We start from the raw sequence: 16329 nt of genomic DNA, 5'->3' as shown, positions 1-16329 counted from the left end.
AGCAGATATGTTGCTTAACGTACCAGGCATTTACGAAGTTTCTCAATCTTAGGTGTCGAGTAAGCGGGGCTTTACAACCCCAACTCCTCACAGAACCGTACGTGCCCTATTTAGGCATACGGCTCTTCACTCGATTATTCACCTAACATAACTAGCACCAGCACCTAATCTATATAAATTTACTTTTATTCTTGGCTTGACAATAGGATATTTCTCCAAGAATATTTCGAACTTCTCCCAGTCAAAGCTTTTCTTTTGACTGCGTCTGTTTAACCATTTATAAACTAGCTTTTGAACCTCATCATACAGGCTATCAATACTTTTGCTGTTATCTGATACTGCATAATAGTTGTATGTTCCTGTTAGTTTTCTGTTTAACTTCCTCATTAGTTCTTTTACTGGAAGAGTTCTATTATATTTTAGCCAGGATTTACATCTCATTATACTACGATGATGTCGCTTATTACTTGTCTTTCTCTTTAGTCGTTTGATTCCATCCTTACATTTACCCATATAATGGGTAAATCCAAGAAAATCAAATGTGTCATTGTCATCATCAGCAGATACATTTACTATCTTAGTTTTCTCTTCTGATAACTCTAAACCGAATTTGGATATTCTTTCTTTCATTGCTTTATAGAAGTATTTTACATCTTCTTTATACTGTAGGCAAAATATTATATCATCTGCGTATCTCACCATGTAAGCTTTACCCTTTAACTCTTTACGCATTGTTTTATTAAACCATAGGTCAACAACATGATGTAGATATAAATTCGCCATAATTGGAGAACAGACTCCACCTTGCGGTGTTCCTTGTGGAGTGTCATATTTTATTCCTGCCTCCATGACTCCAGCTCGAAGAAGTCTCGATATGAGTCGTTGTATATTAGGATCTTTAATTCGATGGTCAATGAATTTCATCATCCACCCGTGGTCTACATTATCAAAGAATTCTTTAATATCTGTATCAACTACATAGTTAATATCATCTCTGTTAACTATTCTTCCTAATATTCTCAAGGCATCATGACAGTTTCTTCCTGGACGAAAACCAAATGAACATTCAAGAAAGTCTTCTTCATATATCGCATTTAGAATCTTTGATAGTGCCTTTTGAACTAGTTTGTCTTCGTATGCTGGAATCCCTAGCGGTCTCTTCTTCCCATTTTCTTTTGGAATATATACCCTTTTCGCAGGTAATGGCCTATATGCCCATCTTTTCATTCTAGCTATTAAGCTCTTAACATTCCCTGGAAGATTCTTTCCATACTCCGCTTTTGTTACTTCATCTACTCCAGCTGCTTTGTTTCCAGCTAGTTCATGATGACATTTGACTATCAATTCATAATTAATTAGATGTATTAGTGATGTAAATCTTTCATTAGGTCTATTTCTAGCTACTTCAGCTATTCTTGCAAGTTTCGTTTCCACATTTTCACCTATCTCTGTGTATAGAATATGTTTCCCTTTTAAGATTAATCTTGTGTAATCGCCTTCCCATCCACAGGCATTACTCTGCTTCCTCGGTACTATGCGATTATCCGACTCCCTGTAATATTAGATGTCCTTACTTTGTTATCGCTTGGTTACATCCTATCTCTCTGCGTAGAAATTACAGGGCCTCCCAAGTTAACAATATCATATCTATGTATAGCATGCGGAGGTCTCCGACCCCGGGGTGTTATTGTATTCTCGCTTATCGAATACTATAATGTTGCCTTCTGCTCAGTCGACAGCATCGGCCTTTCCCAATCTCCAAGATTTCGAGGCTCAATCCCTTCAGCTAAATGCTTACCGCCTACTACCTAACTGTTTACGCTTAACATCTATGGTTACCCATTAAATGTCCAAAACTCGCTATGAGTGGTTTGCTAAACCTTCCTCAGTAGGAATCCCACCTACTATATGATATGCTCTTTTCTTGGCGCACCGACTGCGCTTGGCGAATAAATTTGGATGAAGCGACGACAGGAGCGAAATCGTAAACCTTGCTGTTATCTGATGGATGAGGCCCCCACGTAGGACACATCAACCATCACCCTGATCAATATTTTTATTTTATTTTTGACTTCGTGCAACTATTATAAAACGGTGACTTGTCCCTGATATATATCCTTTTTCTTTTAATTCTTTTTTCAATTTACATAAATTTTTAAAACAAGAATCTACAGAGAAATCAGGAAATTCCCATTTTATTACTTTTGAAAAATATACCAGTGCCCCAATATCATAAAATTTTATCTTAGGAAATGTCTCGTCTGATAGTATTATTTTAAATCCATTTTTCAGTAATAATTTAATATTATTTTTCAGATCATGTTTTGGAAAAAGTGGTTTAAATCCATCAATTAATTTTTCTGATAAGTCATTATTATTCTTCCCACCAACTTGTTGTGTAATAAAATATCCACCGCTTTTCAATATACGACTTATCTCATCTACACTAAATGCCTCATGTCTGTTAATAACAATATCAAAGCTATTAGTTTCATAAGGAATATCACTATCATCAAAAACCTGTCTTACTTCAATTCCTAACGGAGATAATTTGTTTTTACACATCTCTACATTAGGCGGATAAGCTTCTGTCACACTTGTAAATTTATATGGATGGTTTAGAGTCAATAAAAACTCCCCGCCACCTGTACCCATATCTAATAATTTATCTGATGACTTAATATATCTCAGGAGAATATCTTTATAATCCCAGGGAATTTGCTCATGTTCCCATCTTTTTTCTATATGGAAAAAATCCCAACCTTTAAACGAATACTGTTCTTCTCTTTTCCAATTCTCTTTTAATTTTTCTAAATTCATTCTTTACCCCTTTTCATTTTTTTTTGATAAATATTAATATGAAAAGCAGTACAGTTAACTGATAACAAATTCAAAACTACCGGTACAATTTGCTACCAGATTATATTAACTGCACCGAGTAGTTAATTCGTTTGTTAATCATGATCATTCACCTCTTTCAAAAATCATTTACATTCTTAATTAACCATACTAGCCTCATCTTTCAGATAACGTACCAGGGATTTAAGAAGTTAATGAATCTTAGTGGTCGAGTAAGCGGGGCTTTACAACCCCAACTCCTCACAGAACCGTACGTGCCCTATTTAGGCATACGGCTCTTCACTCGATTATTCACCTAACATAACTAGCACCAGCACCTAATCTATATAAATTTACTTTTATTCTTGGCTTGACAATAGGATATTTCTCCAAGAATATTTCGAACTTCTCCCAGTCAAAGCTTTTCTTTTGACTGCGTCTGTTTAACCATTTATAAACTAGCTTTTGAACCTCATCATACAGGCTATCAATACTTTTGCTGTTATCTGATACTGCATAATAGTTGTATGTTCCTGTTAGTTTTCTGTTTAACTTCCTCATTAGTTCTTTTACTGGAAGAGTTCTATTATATTTTAGCCAGGATTTACATCTCATTATACTACGATGATGTCGCTTATTACTTGTCTTTCTCTTTAGTCGTTTGATTCCATCCTTACATTTACCCATATAATGGGTAAATCCAAGAAAATCAAATGTGTCATTGTCATCATCAGCAGATACATTTACTATCTTAGTTTTCTCTTCTGATAACTCTAAACCGAATTTGGATATTCTTTCTTTCATTGCTTTATAGAAGTATTTTACATCTTCTTTATACTGTAGGCAAAATATTATATCATCTGCGTATCTCACCATGTAAGCTTTACCCTTTAACTCTTTACGCATTGTTTTATTAAACCATAGGTCAACAACATGATGTAGATATAAATTCGCCATAATTGGAGAACAGACTCCACCTTGCGGTGTTCCTTGTGGAGTGTTATATTTTATTCCTGCCTCCATGACTCCAGCCCGAAGAAGTCTCGATATGAGTCGTTGTATATTAGGATCTTTAATTCGATGGTCAATGAATTTCATCATCCACCCGTGGTCTACATTATCAAAGAATCCTTTAATATCTGTATCAACTACATAGTTAATATCATCTCTGTTAACTATTCTTCCTAATATTCTCAAGGCATCATGACAGTTTCTTCCTGGACGAAAACCAAATGAACATTCAAGAAAGTCTTCTTCATATATCGCATTTAGAATCTTTGATAGTGCCTTTTGAACTAGTTTGTCTTCGTATGCTGGAATCCCTAGCGGTCTCTTCTTCCCATTTTCTTTTGGAATATATACCCTTTTCGCAGGTAATGGCCTATATGCCCATCTTTTCATTCTAGCTATTAAGCTCTTAACATTCCCTGGAAGATTCTTTCCATACTCCGCTTTTGTTACTTCATCTACTCCAGCTGCTTTGTTTCCAGCTAGTTCATGATGACATTTGACTATCAATTCACATTAGGTCTATTTCTAGCTACTTCAGCTATTCTTGCAAGTTTCGTTTCCACATTTTCACCTATCTCTGTGTATAGAATATGTTTCCCTTTTAAGATTAATCTTGTGTAATCGCCTTCCCATCCACAGGCATTACTCTGCTTCCTCGGTACTATGCGATTATCCGACTCCCTGTAATATTAGATGTCCTTACTTTGTTATCGCTTGGTTACATCCTATCTCTCTGCGTAGAAATTACAGGGCCTCCCAAGTTAACAATATCATATCTATGTATAGCATGCGGAGGTCTCCGACCCCGGGGTGTTATTGTATTCTCGCTTATCGAATACAATAATGTTGCCTTCTGCTCAGTCGACAGCATCGGCCTTTCCCAATCTCCAAGATTTCGAGGCTCAATCCCTTCAGCTAAATGCTTACCGCCTACTACCTAACTGTTTACGCTTAACATCTATGGTTACCCATTAAATGTCCAAAACTCGCTATGAGTGGTTTGCTAAACCTTCCTCAGTAGGAATCCCACCTACTATATGATATGCTCTTTTCTTGGCGCACCGACTGCCCTTGATGAATGAATTTGGATAGAGCGTAGCGGAATCTTAAATCCCATGTTATCTGCTGTACCAGCCGAGCGATTTTCCTCTAATATTCTTCTATTTGCTCCGACAGTAATAATAAATTCCACTCATATATCTTACAAGTATATAAACTTTTTTTTATGATAGTATCATTTTCTGCTATTTCCTTTGCTTCTTTCAAATCATTGGCTTTAAAAATTACCATACCACCTTTTTCATTCTCAAATCCGCCTCCAATGAAAAATCTTTCCCTTGCAACTTTTTTCAAATAATTAATATGTTCCTCAAAATCATTGGTTCTAAATTCTTTATTATTATTTCTATAATCTATTCTTACAAATAATTTTTCTCCTTTTTTCACTAAACTTCCTCCTCAAGTTTCTTTAACAACTAAGCAATATTTTCTGCAAATCTTTTTATATATAAAATTGCTTTTTTATCACTTATATATCACCCTTATTAACCCCTGTACCTATATTCCAATAATTTGAACTTGGTATTACCATTTCATTAACTAGATAAAAATCGACTAAACAGTTTATTCTCCTGCAACTGCTAACAGTCCACCAATCTTTTTAGATAGTGTTTCGTTATTATTAAATGAAACATAAGTCATTCTTTGTATTAAAGCCATTATTAATGAAGTGGGAGCTCCTACATAAACTGGACTCCCAATAATTAAACCTTTATTTCTTAAAACTGACTTGTATATATTATTAAAATCATCATCTTGAATACAACTATTAATTTCATTACATTTGTCACAATGTAAACAATGTTTAATATTCTTACCTGATAAACTAATAAAATTTGCAGAAATACTATGATTTATTAATTCCTTTTCAAGAAATGACAATAATGTTTCAGTGTTTCCTTCTTTTCTTGGGGAATCACTTATAATTAACGTATTCATTGTGTACCTCCATTAGATTTATTAACTAGGCTGGTATTGCAGATAACGTAATAATCTTCACGTATTGCGTCTAAGTGTCTATATTTTCTTCTTAGGCGCATTGCGCAAAAGTAAAATATAGGTATATTATATAGTTAATCAATAATATCATCAAGTGAATTTTTTATTTTATTAATGCTAGTACTGCTTACATGAGTATATATCTCTGTCATTTTACTACTTTGGTGTCCCAGTAACTCCTGAATATATCTTAAATCAACACCACTTTCCAACAAGTGAGTTGCAAAAGAGTGTCTAAGCAATATACAGTTGCTTTCTTTTTAATACCAGAGTTTCTACAAGCTTTATTAAATACTGCTTGAATTGTTCTCACACTTATATGCTTATTTGAATTTGCTCCAGGAAACAACCATTTTTAGGTCTATATTCATTATAGTACTCTCGCAATATAGCAAGTGCTTTATCCGATAATAATGTAATTCTATCTTTATGTCCTTTAGATTGCCTTACTCGTATAATATGTCTACTACTATTAATATCATTAATCATAGGTGAGGCAGCTTCGCTTACTCTAAGGCCGGCTGAATAAATTAACATTAGTATAGAGTAAATATTCCCTTACTTTATTTATAAATAATCTTTATTATATGATGTAGAAAAAAGGCTCTAAACAGGAATAAATACCTATTTACAGCCTCATATATTTTCAACTTATTTATCTGTATTAAATAGAACAAACTTTATCCAATCTTTTCAAGTCTTATACCTGTTTCATGTTCATTAAGGTCAAATATATCAAGTTCTTCATCTACAGATTCAATACTTACAGCCAGAGTTTCTTTCATAATATAATCCTCAAAGGAATTAACAGCAGCTGATATTTCTTCATCACCATTATAATAAATATTGATATTATCGATAACTTCATAACCATTATTCTTACGAATCTGTTGTACTTTGGAGACAAATTCCCGGGCATAGCCTTCATCAAGTAATTCCTGAGTTAGTGTTGTATCGAGGATAACAAAGAGATTATTATCCATGGCAACAGCAAATCCTTCTTTATCTTTGTTTTCAATGTTTACATAATCTGGTTTTACCTCAAATTCTTCTCCATCAAGGTCTACAGTAAGCGTCTCACCCTTATCAACTTTATCCTTTATTTCGTTAGCATCTAACTTAGCCAGTGCAGGAGCGAAAAATTTCATTTTATTCCTCAGTATTGGACCTACTACCTGGAAATTTGGTTTTGCTTTATAATCCATATACTCACTGAGTTCTGTAGTAAAGACTACCTCTTTAACATTTAGCTCTTCTTTCATTAATGGTACCAGATCTGCAATTAATTCTTCATATTTACCATCAACCAGGACCTGCTGAATAGGTTGGCGGACTTTGAGGTCATTTTCTTCCCGTACTGCTCTTCCCAAAGTAACAAGATTCCTAACCAGATCCATCTTTTCTTCAAGTTTATTGTCTATTAGCTCCTGATTAAGTTCTGGATAATAAGCTAGATGAACTGACTCCTCACCAGTAAGTTTCTGATAAAGCTCATCAGCAATAAACGGTGAAAATGGGGCAATCATTTTAGATATCCCTACCAATACTTCATAGGTAGTATTATAGACAGATTTCTTGTCTGTATCCAGTTCAGATGCCCAGAATCTCCTTCTGGAACGTCTAATAAACCAATTAGAGAGGTCATCATCTACGAACTGCTGAATGAACCTGACTACATTTGTTAAGTCATATTTATCCATATAATTTTGCACAGTTTTAATCAGGTTATTATACTTGGATAACAACCATTTATCAAGCCGGGGTCTATCTTTATATTCTACAAAGAAATCAGCTGGATTCAATTCATCAGTATTGGCATATAGTTTAAAGAAGTAATAGACATTTTTAATAGTCCTGTAAAACTTACTGTCTATTTCCTTTAGACCCTCTACATCAAACTTAGTTGGCGTCCAGGCTGGTGATACATAAAAAAGATACCATCTTAAAATATCAGCACCATAATTATCAAACAATTCAAAGGGATCAACTGTATTCCCTTTGGACTTGGACATCTTTTTACCTTCTTTATCAAGGATTAGGTCATTTACCAGTACACGTTTATATGATGATTTACCAGTAACAAAGGTTGATATAGCCAGTAGGGAATAAAACCACCCTCTGGTCTGGTCAATACCTTCACAAATAAAATCAGCCGGAAAATTCTTTTCAAAATACTCCTTATTCTCAAAAGGATAATGCAGTTGCGCAAAAGGCATAGACCCACTATCAAACCAGCAGTCAATTACATCAGGAACTCTTGTCATCATGCCTCCACATTCATCACACTTCAGATGGATTTCATCTACATAGGGTCTGTGTAATTCTATATATTCATCAATATCTTCCACTGCTCTTTCTACCAATTCCTTCCGGGATCCGATACTTGTTTTATGACCACATTCACAGGTCCAGATATTTAGGGGAGTACCCCAGTACCTACTCCTGGATATAGCCCAATCTTTTAGGTTTTCCAACCAGTTACCAAATCTACCCTCCCCAACAAAATCTGGATACCATTCTATTCCATCATTATTCTCTATCAATTTATCCTTTAATTCTGTCATTGCAATATACCAACTTGGTTTAGCATAATAAAGTAATGGGGTATGACATCTCCAGCAGTGGGGATAGTTATGGGCCAGTTTTTCTTTTTTATATAACTTGTCTTTTTCAAACAGCCATTTTAATATCTCAATATCAGCATCCATAACAAACATGCCTTCCCAGGGAGTTGTTATATATTTACCATCTTCATTTACCGGCTGTATTACTGGAAGATCATACCTGAGACCTGTCTGATAGTCATCCTCACCAAACGCAGGAGCAGTGTGAACTATACCAGTACCTTCTTCGGCTGTAACATAGTCTGCCAGAGTAACATAAAAGGCTTTTTTGTCAGGTTTAAGGAAAGGCATTAATTGTTCATATTCAATACCTTCCAGGTCCCTACCCTTTAATTCCTCGAGGATTTCATAATTACCCTCAAGTACCTTAGGAGCAAGAGTTTTTTCAATATATAGTATTTCTTCATCATTATGATTAACTTTTAGATAAGTCATAGCTGGATTTACTGTTAAGGCAACATTAGCCGCCAGGGTCCAGGGGGTTGTGGTCCAGACCAGGAAGTATTCATCTTTATCTTTTCTTTTAAATTTAACATAAACTGTAACAGATTTAATCTCTTCATAGCCCTGGGCTACCTCATGTGAAGCAAGACCTGTTCCACATCTGGTACAGTAGGGGAGTATTTTATGACCTTCATAGATCATTCCTTCTTTATTAAATTTATCAAGGATCCACCATACTGTCTCTATATAATTATTATCCAGGGTTATATAGGGATCATCTAAATCAATTAAATAACCCATCCTTTTAGTCATCTCACGCCATAGACCCTCATATTTAAAAACAGATTCACGGCATTTCTCATTAAATTTACCTATCCCATAATCTTCTATTTCAGTTTTATTATTAAGGTCAAGCTGTTTCTCAACTTCAATTTCTACAGGTAAACCATGGGTATCCCAACCAGCCTTTCTCCTGACCTGATATCCCTGCATGGTTTTATACCTACATACCGCATCTTTTAAGGCACGAGCTAAAACATGGTGAATACCTGGTTTCCCATTAGCTGTTGGAGGACCTTCATAAAATACAAAACTATCTTTTCCCTCCCGGGAAGAAATGCTTTTTTCTAAAAGATTAATCTTATCCCAGTGTTCTGCTATTTGTTTCTCATTTTCACTTACCGGTAAATCTGACAAATCTTCAAACCTACTCATAATAATCCATCCTTTCTTTAACAACCATATTATATATTTAAATGGGAGTGCTGTATATATAACCTAAAATTAGTACAAATAAGAATAAAATGGCTTCGCCACCCAGACTTAATCAATAATTATTAATTTTTACTTAGGAATATTTCTTACACAAAGTCAACTTGTTACCATAATACAGACAAATATATTTACTGGACGACTCTAGAAATTGTCTGTAGGCACGACGTCGGAAGACAATTTCTCGACAGTAAACGAAGGCAGGACGCCGTAGTGCACGGCAAGGGAAGTAAATTTATTTGTCGGTCTTCAAACTTATCCACAATTTCAAAAAAATAATTTCATGATAAAAAAAAGCCCTAACACCCCTAAGGGACGAAGGACTCCGCGATACCACCCTAATTAATACCTATCAGGGTCAAAACTCGATAGATATTATCTTAATAATCATTAACGCTGACTAAACGGGTACCCTTACTAAGTATTCAGAATACCAACTCCTGAGTGATCTTCATAGATAATTCAAATTGCTGGCTCTCACCATTTCCAGTTCGCTGTAAATCTAACTATCTATTACTCTCTCGTTCATTGTTTTTCAATCAGTAAATATTTTTCTTTATTATAAAGGATAAAAAACTATTCGTCAAGGTCTAAACGGCTAACAGCAATATCCTCTTCAGACCCTGGTAATGTTACCTCATCTTCTTCTATCATCTCTAAATGACTTTCCAGCAGTGTTTTAAAACGAATCTTAAAAAGGTCTTTATGTTCTTTAAGGTCCTGTAAAGCCTGATATTCCTTCTGTACTTTATTACGGGCTTCTTTCTCTATCTGTTCTGCCTTAATCTCTGCTCGTTTAATAATAATATCTGCCTCTTTTTTAGCCTGTTTAATTTGTTCTTGAGAAGTATCCTGAACAGTAAGCATAATCTTCTCTAGTCGTTTTTCCATTTCATCAATACCAGCCAATTTTTCTTTTATTTTATCATTTTCATCCTGAAGTGAATTAACTTCTTTAAGAAGTTTTTCATAAGCCATACCAACTTCATCTAAAAACTCGTTAACCTGTTTCACATTATATCCAAAGGTAGATTTTTTAAATTCTTTATTATAAATATCTAGTGGAGAAAACCGCATCACTACACCCCTCTTTCCCTAAGTATATCTTTCCAATGATAATTTAATTCTCCCCCTATTAGACAAACCAATTCTTTCCACAACATTCACCCGGCCCCTACCCCTGATCGAGATTAAATCCCCTATCTCAACACTACAGGCAGGGTCTGCTACTGTTTTCCAGTTCAACTTAACCTTTTCACTTTTAATATCCCTGGATATCTTATTTCGGGAATCCCCAAATCCGGCACTGGCCACGGCATCCAGTCGCATAGAAGCTACCGTTGTTTTTATCTCTTTAGTATTATTTGATGGTAAAATTAATTCTTTGGATTTAATCTCCATAACCTCTACAGGAACTTGATGAACCTTAGTTAGTTTCGTTATAATAAACTCTACCATCTCTGCCGCTACAACTACCTCGGCCATTTCCTTTAGTATTAATATATCACCAATCATTTCCCTTTTAATCCCTAACCCCATTAGGGCCCCTAAAAAATCACGGTGATTTACTGGCTGAAACTTGAAATTTCCTTCTATTTTTAAAATTTCAACCTGGGGATCCACATGTTCAGGGAATAAATATTCAGGAAAAACAGTAACCCTATTTCTCTCAGCACCCTGATAACCCCCATCTATCAGGTAATTCACCTCATAAATCTGTTGAAGTAAACCCTCTGCTATCTCACATTCATATGGATTCAAAAAATTAGTAGATTCTTCACTTTTTCTCTTTAAAACCATCTCAATTTTATCAAATATATGTCCGGCAAGTAACTGTTCTTCCCCCCGGTGCAAATGTGAACTCAACTTTTCCCTATCAAGCATCTAGAACTGGACACTCCTTCTAAAGATATAGTTTATATATTTAGTTCCTAAAACATGAAATTGCTGCCAATACTATATAAAAGATTAATTATAAAACCACGCAAGATAGATAATAAAAACATGGCAATTAGTGGTGAAAAATCAATTCCAATATTACCTGTAGGAATCAATCGGCGTATCGGACCTAAAATAGGCTCTGTTACACTATATATAAAACTTAATATTTTACGCCAGTTAGGGTCATGAACACCCGGCCTTACCCAGGACAAAATGGCCCTGATAAGTATTAACCAGAAAATAACCTTATATGTGGTATTGACCAGAAATACTAATAAATACATTATTTTAGCACCTCCAAATATTATACTTAACTAAAAAGTGAACGACTTTCCTTTAAGACCCCACTATCAATATCTATATTATGAGGAGTAAAGACAAAGATGTATTCAGCAACCTTCTGGATATTGCCACCTATACCATAGACAGCTCCACTCATAAAATCAATAATCCGTCTGGCCAGTTCCCTATCTAATTCTTCAAGATTAAGGATTATTGGTTTTTTAGCCTTGATTTCATCAACAAGATTTTGTACCTCATTAAATGATTCAGGGTGGTAGATCATAATACTAAAGCCCTGTTTCTTCCTGTATATACTTATAACCCGTTCATCATTATGCTCTTCATAGTATTCTTCTTCCTGGCCATTTGCCAGCCCGAAGAAATCAAGTATTCGTTCCCAGATCTCTTTAAACCTCATTGATAGTCACCTCTTTTACCAAACAAAGCTGTTCCCACCCTGACTATAGTAGCACCTTCTTCAATAGCAACCTCAAAATCATTAGTCATTCCCATTGATAATTCCTCTAAATCATATCCCTTCTGTACCAGGTCTGATTTTAAATCAGCCAGTCTCCGGAAAAAAGGTCTACTCAGTTCAGGGTCATCTGTATAGGGAACTACCGTCATAAGCCCCTTAATAACAAGGTTTTTAAGTTCAGCAGCCTTTTTTAAAAATTCTTCTACCTCTTCTAATTTAAATCCAAATTTATTTTCATCCTCAGCAACATTTACCTGTACCAAAACAGGCATAATACATTCATTTTTCCTGGCTTGTTTATCAATTTCTTTGGCCAGACGCCAGCTGTCCAATGAGTGTATCAACTGGCAGTTTGGCATCCTCATTAAATATTTTACCTTGTTCCGCTGAAGATGTCCAATAAAATGCCAGGATATTTTATCAATTTCAGCTGCCTTATCCAGTAATTCCTGTACCCTATTCTCTCCAAAATTACTTATTCCCTGTTCTTTTAGGTATTTAATCTTATCTATTGGGTGATTCTTACTGACAGCCACCAGTTTTATTTCACCAGACTTCCTGCCACTCCTATCAACAGCCAAATTTATCCTTCTCTTTACTTCAGTTAATCTAGTAGCCAATCTTTCTACTGCCATAATTATTACACCCCTTTTCCGTAATCTACAGAAGAAGGATTTTCGATAATACTCTCACCAACCTCTATCCCCTCAACTATAAGTCCTTGCTTTGTTCTTTCCAATACTTTTACTTTCTTAAATTCTATCTTACCATTATTGGTATTATACACTAATACACCCTCCCCTTCAGGCTGTTTAAATAGAGCCTTATAGGGAATAATTATACCACGATATATATTTTTAATAAACTCTACTTCTACCCACCGATTATTTAACCATTCAGGTACAAATGGTATCAGTTTTACAAGCATTAGAGCCTTTTTATCAAAAACCATCTTATTAACAACTCTGGCATCTATAAGGCCTTTTTTGATATCAGGGGCTTTAAAAAAAACCTTTTCATTAAGCCAGTATCGCTCTATCTCCTCAGTTGTAACTTGTAAAACCAGATACATATTATTTGCTATTATCCTGAAAGCAGGTTCCCCTTTATTTAGATAATTGCCATTTACTAATTGTTTATAGTTACGCTTATATTTATTATATTTGTCAGGGGTAAGTTCGTTAATGGACTCAAATCCTAAAGAATCTTCCAATCCATCTGTCGCATAGCTTATTATACCTGCCCAATGGTTTATTAAACTATAGTCCCCCACTCTCATTACTCTCTGTCCATAGGAAATCCTACTACCTTCTGTTAAATTCAATTCTATATTGCCAGACACTGGTGAATAATAAACCTGTTCATCCCTGACAATCAAAGCCTTTGTAGTAAACCCATCAACAAGTTCACCATATCTAGCCCTCACTATAACAATCCTGTTATAAAAGCCAATAAAATAGATAAAAAGTATAAAAACAATTAATAAAAAAACAGCTATTAAAAATCTTCTTTTGTTAAACCTATCTCTCCTATATTGATGGTTTTTATAATTGCTTTTCTTTTGTGCCAGATAATAAATATTATTATTGCCCATAGAAAACCTACCCTAAATTAAAATACTTAATTAATCATATTTACTTACAAATATATAATACTAGCCATCCTGCCAGTTCTCCCCTTTTCCTTCCTGTAAGAAAAAAACAGGTCAGTATTAGCTGCAGTACAATAATTACTCAAAATAATCTGTTTGTCCTGTATTCCCAAAGAATGGAAAACTGCTCTATTGGCTGCCCATAAATCAAAAAGATACCTGTCCTTTCCCTGGTCTGACAATAAATCTCGCCAGCAGGGGAAATTACCCTTCACCTGAGCAACTACCCTCTCATCAACCTGATAATAATCCCTGGAAATAGCCGGCCCTATCCCAACCCATATATCATCTAGCTGACAATCAAAGATCCCTTTCATCAGAGAAATTGTGTTGACACCTATTTTTTTTACTGTCCCTCGCCAACCAGCATGAGCCAATCCTACTACACCTTTAACAGGATCCATAAGTAATAATGGTACACAGTCTGCATAAAAAGATATGAGAGGCAAACCCCTGTCAGCAGTAATCAAACCATCTATACCTGGAAGACTGCTTTCATAAGAAAAAGCCCCCTGACCAGAATTATTTTTATTTACCATTACTACTTTATTACTATGTACCTGTTGAGCAGCAACAAAATCCTGACAATCAATCTTAAGTGCTTCGGCAAGCCGGCGTCTGTTTTCCAGGACATCTTCTTTGCTATCAGCAGTATGGAGGCCCAGGTTTAAACTATGATAATCCCCTGAACTCACACCACCAAGTCGTGAAGTAAAATACACCTTAACTCCCCTATCCATAAACTCCTCAATTACTAGATATTTGAGAGCACCATCCTCCCGCCAGGCAAACATACTAGTCCCCCTCTAATAATCTCTCTAATTCCTGTTTAAACTTATTAACATCCTTAAACTGCCTATATACTGAAGCAAATCTAACATAAGCTACTTCATCAATTTTTTTAAGGGCCTCCATGACCAGTTCCCCAATTTCAACACTGGTAACCTCCTGTTTCATATCATTGCGTAGTTCCTTTTCAATATGGGAAACCATCATATCTAACTTGTCCTGTGAGATAGGTCTTTTTTCACAGGCCTTCATCAAACCCTTTAACAGCTTATTTCTATCAAACAATTCCCTCTCACCATTCTTTTTGACAACCATTAAGGGAACATCCTCTAGTCTTTCATATGTGGTAAACCTTTCAGCACACTCCAGACATTCCCTACGCCTCCTTATACAGGTATGTCCTTCTGTATAACGGGAATCAATAACTTTACTTTCTAAATGCTGGCAATAGGGACATTTCATTTGAAATCCTCCTGAACTTAAAACCGTTTTTATAAGATTGACACTATTAGTATATCACATATTAGGCCTTTTTTAAACACTTAAGTCGTCCTTTAATTCAACCAATATCACATCTTCTCCAATTTTTTTGATCTCGTTCCAATTAATAATAAGATCCTGCTTTTTAGAAAAAAAACTTAAAATTTTATTATTGTGTGAGGGAATAATAAAGGCCCTTATCCTACCCTGTTCTAATTCTATATCAACATCATCAATATAACCAAGTTTTTTACCATTCTTAACATCAATAACATCCTTCATCTTCAATTCGGAATTCTTCAACATCCGGATCACTCCCTATAATATTATCAAAATTATTATATGCTGAAGATAATAAATCTGTGAATAAATAGGAAGCATCAGAATCACTACCCAGAGGATTACTTATTTTTATTTTCCTAGTAGCAGTTTTAAATAACTCAAACACCTTAAATTTAAATTCTAAGTGATTTGAATGATCAATAGACTGCTCTTTATCTATACAAAGCGGTGGTAGCAGGACACACCACCAGTTAGCCCCTTCACCCCTTCCTAGAATGATACGAAGTGCTTTGTATTCACCTGCTGGTAGTGTCAATTCATCATAGGTTCTTTCCGGAAAATAAAACTTGCCAGTTTCCACTTTTACACCCTGATAAAACCCCTCTTCATGTAAAATCCCTTCAATATATTTTTTTACTGACTCCAGGTCTGATAATACTAATTCTTTATCACTGGATTCTGCTAAATAATTTATTACTTTGTCTCTAACCAGCCGTTTGATATACTGATCACGGACAGAATTACTATTGGCTATTACATGGAGACGTAATAAATTATTATTATTATAAGCATTGATTAACTCGCTGGACTCCCTGATAAGGAAAGCACTATTCACATTTAAACTTGTTAATACAATAGTAATTATAATTAATAGTAAAAATATCCTGAGCTTATTCATA

General features: G+C 34.9%; 18 protein-coding genes and 1 other annotated feature. All 18 genes read right to left on the bottom strand.

All coding sequences use genetic code 11. The features are described 5' to 3' along the window. Positions 1 to 138 precede the first annotated feature (138 nt). The 18 genes from ltrA (GM661_RS08760) to GM661_RS08680 all read right to left on the bottom strand — a co-directional run bounded on the left by ltrA (GM661_RS08760) (position 139) and on the right by GM661_RS08680 (position 16328). On the bottom strand, positions 139 to 1434 hold the full coding sequence (gene ltrA / locus GM661_RS08760; RefSeq protein ID WP_230868070.1) for a group II intron reverse transcriptase/maturase: 1296 nt from the start codon (positions 1432 to 1434) through the stop codon (positions 139 to 141). 627 nt (positions 1435 to 2061) lie between these two features. Then, the gene (locus GM661_RS08755; protein ID WP_230869647.1) at positions 2062 to 2820 is read right to left on the bottom strand and encodes a class I SAM-dependent methyltransferase; all 759 of its coding nucleotides are present in this window, start codon (positions 2818 to 2820) and stop codon (positions 2062 to 2064) included. 330 nt (positions 2821 to 3150) lie between these two features. Further along, a complete protein-coding gene (gene ltrA, locus GM661_RS08750) occupies positions 3151 to 4356 on the bottom strand; it encodes a group II intron reverse transcriptase/maturase (protein ID WP_230869646.1) in 1206 nt (401 codons plus the stop codon). 642 nt (positions 4357 to 4998) lie between these two features. Then, a complete protein-coding gene (locus GM661_RS08745) occupies positions 4999 to 5295 on the bottom strand; it encodes a YciI family protein (protein WP_230869645.1) in 297 nt (98 codons plus the stop codon). Positions 5296 to 5472: 177 nt separating this feature from the next. Then, complete coding sequence (locus tag GM661_RS08740) at positions 5473 to 5847, bottom strand: flavodoxin family protein (protein ID WP_230869644.1); 375 nt, start codon at positions 5845 to 5847, stop codon at positions 5473 to 5475. Positions 5848 to 5981: 134 nt separating this feature from the next. Then, on the bottom strand, positions 5982 to 6149 hold the full coding sequence (locus tag GM661_RS18950) for a tyrosine-type recombinase/integrase (protein WP_330165247.1): 168 nt from the start codon (positions 6147 to 6149) through the stop codon (positions 5982 to 5984). A gap of 73 nt (positions 6150 to 6222) precedes the next feature. After that, positions 6223 to 6396: a site-specific integrase gene (locus tag GM661_RS19195; RefSeq protein WP_407929624.1), complete on the bottom strand. Its 174-nt coding sequence runs from the start codon at positions 6394 to 6396 to the stop codon at positions 6223 to 6225. Between the two features lie 191 nt (positions 6397 to 6587). After that, a complete protein-coding gene (gene ileS / locus GM661_RS08730) occupies positions 6588 to 9689 on the bottom strand; it encodes an isoleucine--tRNA ligase (RefSeq protein ID WP_230869643.1) in 3102 nt (1033 codons plus the stop codon). A gap of 365 nt (positions 9690 to 10054) precedes the next feature. Beyond that, positions 10055 to 10284, bottom strand: a binding site (T-box leader). A gap of 38 nt (positions 10285 to 10322) precedes the next feature. Further along, positions 10323 to 10823: a DivIVA domain-containing protein gene (locus GM661_RS08725; protein ID WP_125990013.1), complete on the bottom strand. Its 501-nt coding sequence runs from the start codon at positions 10821 to 10823 to the stop codon at positions 10323 to 10325. Between the two features lie 18 nt (positions 10824 to 10841). Next, positions 10842 to 11630 (bottom strand): photosystem II S4 domain protein, encoded by a 789-nt coding sequence (locus GM661_RS08720; RefSeq protein ID WP_125990011.1) that lies wholly within the window; start codon positions 11628 to 11630, stop codon positions 10842 to 10844. A gap of 47 nt (positions 11631 to 11677) precedes the next feature. After that, positions 11678 to 11971 carry a YggT family protein gene (locus tag GM661_RS08715; RefSeq protein ID WP_125990009.1) on the bottom strand — a complete coding sequence of 98 codons (294 nt, stop codon included), beginning with the start codon at positions 11969 to 11971 and terminating at the stop codon, positions 11678 to 11680. A gap of 26 nt (positions 11972 to 11997) precedes the next feature. After that, a complete protein-coding gene (locus GM661_RS08710) occupies positions 11998 to 12387 on the bottom strand; it encodes a cell division protein SepF (protein WP_230869642.1) in 390 nt (129 codons plus the stop codon). Next, positions 12384 to 13082 (bottom strand): YggS family pyridoxal phosphate-dependent enzyme, encoded by a 699-nt coding sequence (locus tag GM661_RS08705; RefSeq protein WP_230869641.1) that lies wholly within the window; start codon positions 13080 to 13082, stop codon positions 12384 to 12386. The genes GM661_RS08710 and GM661_RS08705 overlap by 4 nt, the downstream gene beginning before the upstream one ends. Before the next feature lie 5 nt (positions 13083 to 13087). After that, positions 13088 to 14041, bottom strand: coding sequence for an HlyD family efflux transporter periplasmic adaptor subunit (locus tag GM661_RS08700; protein WP_230869640.1), 954 nt, complete (start codon positions 14039 to 14041; stop codon positions 13088 to 13090). A gap of 44 nt (positions 14042 to 14085) precedes the next feature. Further along, positions 14086 to 14892, bottom strand: a complete 807-nt coding sequence (gene pgeF, locus GM661_RS08695; protein WP_230869639.1) for a peptidoglycan editing factor PgeF — start codon at positions 14890 to 14892, stop codon at positions 14086 to 14088. 1 nt (position 14893) lies between these two features. Further along, positions 14894 to 15349, bottom strand: a complete 456-nt coding sequence (gene nrdR / locus GM661_RS08690) for a transcriptional regulator NrdR (protein ID WP_125989999.1) — start codon at positions 15347 to 15349, stop codon at positions 14894 to 14896. Positions 15350 to 15421: 72 nt separating this feature from the next. Next, positions 15422 to 15673, bottom strand: coding sequence for a YlmC/YmxH family sporulation protein (locus tag GM661_RS08685; RefSeq protein WP_125989997.1), 252 nt, complete (start codon positions 15671 to 15673; stop codon positions 15422 to 15424). Continuing rightward, entirely contained in the window at positions 15633 to 16328 is a 696-nt protein-coding gene (locus GM661_RS08680) for a stage II sporulation protein R (protein ID WP_230869638.1), read from the bottom strand. Before GM661_RS08680 ends, GM661_RS08685 begins: the two co-directional genes overlap by 41 nt. Position 16329: the final 1 nt, after the last annotated feature.

This window comes from Iocasia fonsfrigidae, assembly GCF_017751145.1.
GTDB lineage: Bacteria > Bacillota > Halanaerobiia > Halanaerobiales > DTU029 > Iocasia > Iocasia fonsfrigidae.
Note: the sequence above shows the minus strand (reverse complement) of the source record. Positions and strands in the feature narration are given on the sequence as shown.

Coding starts and splice junctions, on each gene's coding strand:
- GM661_RS08705 (WP_230869641.1), bottom strand. CDS start 13,082: ATGGCAGTAGAAAGATTGGCTACTAGATTAACTGAAGTAAAGAGAAGG.
- GM661_RS08680 (WP_230869638.1), bottom strand. CDS start 16,328: ATGAATAAGCTCAGGATATTTTTACTATTAATTATAATTACTATTGTA.
- GM661_RS08740 (WP_230869644.1), bottom strand. CDS start 5,847: ATGAATACGTTAATTATAAGTGATTCCCCAAGAAAAGAAGGAAACACT.
- GM661_RS19195 (WP_407929624.1), bottom strand. CDS start 6,396: ATGATTAATGATATTAATAGTAGTAGACATATTATACGAGTAAGGCAA.
- GM661_RS08725 (WP_125990013.1), bottom strand. CDS start 10,823: ATGCGGTTTTCTCCACTAGATATTTATAATAAAGAATTTAAAAAATCT.
- GM661_RS08685 (WP_125989997.1), bottom strand. CDS start 15,673: ATGTTGAAGAATTCCGAATTGAAGATGAAGGATGTTATTGATGTTAAG.
- ileS (WP_230869643.1), bottom strand. CDS start 9,689: ATGAGTAGGTTTGAAGATTTGTCAGATTTACCGGTAAGTGAAAATGAG.
- GM661_RS08755 (WP_230869647.1), bottom strand. CDS start 2,820: ATGAATTTAGAAAAATTAAAAGAGAATTGGAAAAGAGAAGAACAGTAT.
- GM661_RS08710 (WP_230869642.1), bottom strand. CDS start 12,387: ATGAGGTTTAAAGAGATCTGGGAACGAATACTTGATTTCTTCGGGCTG.
- nrdR (WP_125989999.1), bottom strand. CDS start 15,349: ATGAAATGTCCCTATTGCCAGCATTTAGAAAGTAAAGTTATTGATTCC.
- GM661_RS08715 (WP_125990009.1), bottom strand. CDS start 11,971: ATGTATTTATTAGTATTTCTGGTCAATACCACATATAAGGTTATTTTC.
- pgeF (WP_230869639.1), bottom strand. CDS start 14,892: ATGTTTGCCTGGCGGGAGGATGGTGCTCTCAAATATCTAGTAATTGAG.
- GM661_RS08700 (WP_230869640.1), bottom strand. CDS start 14,041: ATGGGCAATAATAATATTTATTATCTGGCACAAAAGAAAAGCAATTAT.
- GM661_RS08720 (WP_125990011.1), bottom strand. CDS start 11,630: ATGCTTGATAGGGAAAAGTTGAGTTCACATTTGCACCGGGGGGAAGAA.